This is a genomic window from Mesorhizobium sp. M2A.F.Ca.ET.037.01.1.1, assembly GCF_003998075.1.
In the GTDB taxonomy this organism is placed as follows: Bacteria; Pseudomonadota; Alphaproteobacteria; order Rhizobiales; family Rhizobiaceae; genus Mesorhizobium.
Genome location: NZ_RZSA01000691.1, coordinates 1 through 3,695 on the forward strand (window position 1 = coordinate 1; position 3,695 = coordinate 3,695).

At 65.0% G+C, this 3,695-nt stretch carries 4 protein-coding genes; all 4 read right to left on the bottom strand.

What is annotated here, in order from left to right:
- Window positions 1-512, bottom strand: a 512-nt coding sequence (locus EOA27_RS27070) for an ATP-binding cassette domain-containing protein (protein WP_145970556.1), incomplete at its 3' end; no start/stop codon positions are given.
- Window positions 513-540: 28 nt separating this feature from the next.
- Window positions 541-1,317: a glutamine amidotransferase gene (locus EOA27_RS27075; protein ID WP_126082321.1), complete on the bottom strand. Its 777-nt coding sequence runs from the start codon at window positions 1,315-1,317 to the stop codon at window positions 541-543.
- 66 nt (window positions 1,318-1,383) lie between these two features.
- The gene (locus EOA27_RS27080; protein WP_126082322.1) at window positions 1,384-2,562 is read right to left on the bottom strand and encodes a PfkB family carbohydrate kinase; all 1,179 of its coding nucleotides are present in this window, start codon (window positions 2,560-2,562) and stop codon (window positions 1,384-1,386) included.
- Window positions 2,563-2,828: 266 nt separating this feature from the next.
- Window positions 2,829-3,581 (bottom strand): DNA repair protein RadC, encoded by a 753-nt coding sequence (gene radC / locus EOA27_RS27085; RefSeq protein WP_126082323.1) that lies wholly within the window; start codon window positions 3,579-3,581, stop codon window positions 2,829-2,831.
- Between the last annotated feature and the right edge of the window lie 114 nt (window positions 3,582-3,695).

Below are 3,695 nucleotides of genomic sequence, written 5' to 3' on the forward strand. Positions count from 1 at the left end.
TCCATGATGACCAGCCGGGCGTTGAGATTGAGCGCCCGGCAGATGGCGACGGCTTGGCGCTGGCCGCCCGACAGGCTGCCGACCGGAGCCCCGGGATCGGAGATATGGGCGTCGAGTTCCTGCAGAAGGCCGTCGACGCGCTGGCGCATCTCCGCTCGTTTCAGAAAAGGGATGCCAAAAATGGAGCGTTTCAATTCGCGGCCGAGGAAGACGTTCTCGGCGATCGAAAGGTTCTCCGAAAGCGCCAGTTCCTGGAAGATTGTGGCGATTCCGGACGCCGCGGCATCCTTGGGCGAGGCGAACGCGACCGCTTTGCCTTCGATGAGAAGCTCGCCGTCGCTCGGCGGATGAGCGCCGGCCAAGATCTTGATGAAAGTCGACTTGCCAGCGCCGTTGTCGCCGAGCAGCGCCAGCACTTCGCCGGGCCTGATTTCCAGGTCGACATCGGCAAGGGCAGTCAGCGCCCCGAAGCGCTTGGCGATGTTCCTGGCGACGAGAAAAGGTGCCGTCATGGCGGTTTCTCCGGCATTCGTGGATAGGCTAGGCGGCCTTGCTGACCCAGCGCAGCACATTGGTCCAAAGCCGCGCATAGCCTGGCCATTCGACGAAGCTGTTCGGCAGCCAGTGCGGGCCGATGTCGGACGTCCAGACCAGGGTGCGCCCCTCGCCATGGCGCCCGGTAACCAGCAGCGGATGGCCGCCCTGATCCTGCGGCAGCCGCGCCAGGATCTCGACATCGTCGCGGTCGCGGGCAACGACCTCGTTGGCGCCGAGCAGGATCGGCCATTCGCCCTCGATGCCGGCAAGTATCGGGTGATCCCTGGGGCCGGTGATTTGAGGTCGAAAGCCCTCGGGGATTTCGAGCCGGTCGTCATAGGGAAGGCAGGTCACCGGCAGCGCGTCCTCGACGGCCGTGCGGTGCCAGCGGGCCTTGCCGTCGATGCCCTGGAAGCTGAAATAGCCGCCGATCATGACCAGGCCGCCACCGCCTCGCGTCCAGTCGCGCAGCAGCTTGAGCCGGTTGGGCACGGTCTTGCCGAGCAGCCAGACATCGGGATGCAGCAAAAGCGAGTTGGCGCCGATATCGGAGAGCACGATCGCCTTGTATTGCCACAGGCCCCCCATGGTGAAAGGCAGCTTCTCGACTGCCTCCTGGGCCGGCATGTATGCAAGATCGAACTCGCTGTCTTTCAAGGCGTTGACCAAAGGCGTGGCGCCGAGATGGAAGGTGACGCTGCCGAACTGGTCGAAGCCCTTGTAGTGGGTGGCCGAACTCATCCAGCTCTCGCCGACCAGAAGGACTTTCGTTTTCGCCATGACCCATGTTCTCCCGATATTGCCTGTTCGTCGCCTGCCAGCCGCCTGGGCCGGTAAGCCATTGATTTAGCTGGCCATCATGGCGCTCGCCGCGGCGGTGGCCTTTAGTGTCGCGAAGTCGGCGATGTAGCCTTGCGCGCCCTCGACCGTCGTCGTCAGGCTGGCGCCGACCGCGGCGTAGCGGGCAGCGGTTTCCAGCGACGCGCCATGTAGCCAGAAGCTGAGGAAGATGCCGGCGAAGCTGTCGCCGGCGCCGGTCGCGTCCACCCGGTTGACGGGCAGTGCCGGCACCTCGATCTGCGGTCCGCCGGTCGCCGGAAAGACCACCGCGCCGAACTCGCCGAGGGTGAGCACGACCGTGCCGCGCGGCTTGATGCGCGACAGCATGAGGCGAACCTCTTCGATCATGGTCGCCATGCGCGTGCGAAATCCGTAGATCTCCCTGATCATCACATCGTTGATGAAGGTCAGGTCGATCTGCCCGACCATCTGCGCGAAGATTTCAGGCGTGCGCGCGCTCCTGGGCAGGCCGGCAGAATGCAGGCTCACCTTCCAGCCGGCCTGGTGGAAGCGCGCGATGGATGCCGTCATCGTCTCGTAATGGAAGCCTTCGATGTGAAGGCAGGCGGGTCGCTTTTCGGGTTGGATGTCGAGATTGGCGGTGAGGTCGACTTCGCCCAGCTCGAAAGGCTCGCTGATGATGGTGCGGCTGCCGTTCCGCTCGATAATGACGATCGCCTGGGAGAGCCGGTTGTTGGGCGTGCTGCGGATGGGCAAGGCGTGCACCCCCAGCTTGGAAAGCTCGCCCAGCGCCCAGTCGCTCTCCGCGTCCTCGCCGACCGCCGTCGCCAGTTCCACGTCGAGCGCGTAGGGCGCCCCGACGCCGGCCGCGGCAACCGCGAGATTGGCGGCGGGGCCGCCGAGCGCCTTGTCGATATGGCTGGCCGTGATCCGGTCGTCGCGATGCGGCAGCACCTCGACGCGGCAGAGGAAGTCGGCGCTCACCCGTCCGGCGACCAGGAGCCTGGGCAGATGGTCGAGATTCTTCGGCCGCTGCGGGGCACGGCCGGGCAAGGAGCGCGCAAACGAGCTCGGCCGGTACATCAGGGCGGCGATCGCCTTCTCTATGCGCTCTCGCGTGCCTTCCTTGAGGCCGGCCGTGCCATTGATGAAGTTCGAGACCGTGCCGATGGAAACACCGGCGGCTCGCGCGACATCGGCAATGGTCGGGCGTTTGCGTTGCAAAGGCGTGATCCAATTGAAGCGTTTCAAACGCTAGCAGTGGATGTGCGGAGCCTCAACGGAATTATCTTCTAAAGAAGCTGCCGCGCTCTTCCCTGGATAGAAGATTGATCCACGCCGGAGCCGTCGCAGGGATCAGTCTTTGCGCAATTGAACGATTTTCAAATCCAGCCTTTTTGCGCGCTGTCCCGCAGGCCGCGCCAGTCGTGGCAGGCGCATGGCCCGATCTGCGGTAGCCGGCCAAGCCCGTGGCAATCTCCGGCAGCCGATCAGATCAGCAGCAGGCCTTTCATCGAGGCGTTGCCCTTGCGGCCGATGATGATGTGGTCGTGCACGGCGATGCCGAGGGGCTTCGCCGTATCGATGATCTGCTTGGTCATCTCGATATCGGCGCGCGACGGCGTCGGATCGCCGGACGGGTGATTGTGCACCAGGATGACGGCGCTGGCGGAGAGCTCGAGCGCGCGCTTCACCACCTCGCGCGGATAGACGGGCGTGTGGTCGACGGTGCCGGTCTGCTGCACCTCGTCGGCGATCAGCCCATTCTTCTTGTCGAGGAACAGAATGCGGAACTGCTCGCGGCTTTCGAAGGCCATGGCGGAGCGGCAATAGTCGAGCAGTTGCGTCCAGTTGGACAGCACCTCGCGACCGCGCACCTCGCCACGCGCCATGCGTTGCGCGGTTGCGGCGATGACTTTTAGATCGATTGCGACAGTCGGCCCGATGCCTTTGACTTCCTCGAGCAGCGATGCCGGCGCGCCGAGCACTTCGGCCAGCGAGCCGAAGCGGGCGATCAGCGCCTTGGCGATCGGCTTGGTGTCGACGCGCGGGATCAGCCGGAACAGCAGCAGCTCGAGCAGTTCGTAGTCAGGGAGGGCGTCCGGCCCGCCGGCGGCGAAGCGTTCGCGCAGACGATCGCGATGGCCGTGATAGTGCGGCTTTTCGATCGGTGCGGCCTTGGTGGGCCGCCGGACGGGCAGCTCGGCGAAAAATCCCCGCTCGTCGTCGCTGGTTTCCCCCATGGTCGCCCGCCCTTGGCCGGAAAGGCCCGGCAGAAGGAAACTGTAAGCCGACGGACCGGACGCAGTCGAGTTTTTTCGGCGCGAGCGCGAAATCCCTGCATCGGCCCGTCATAG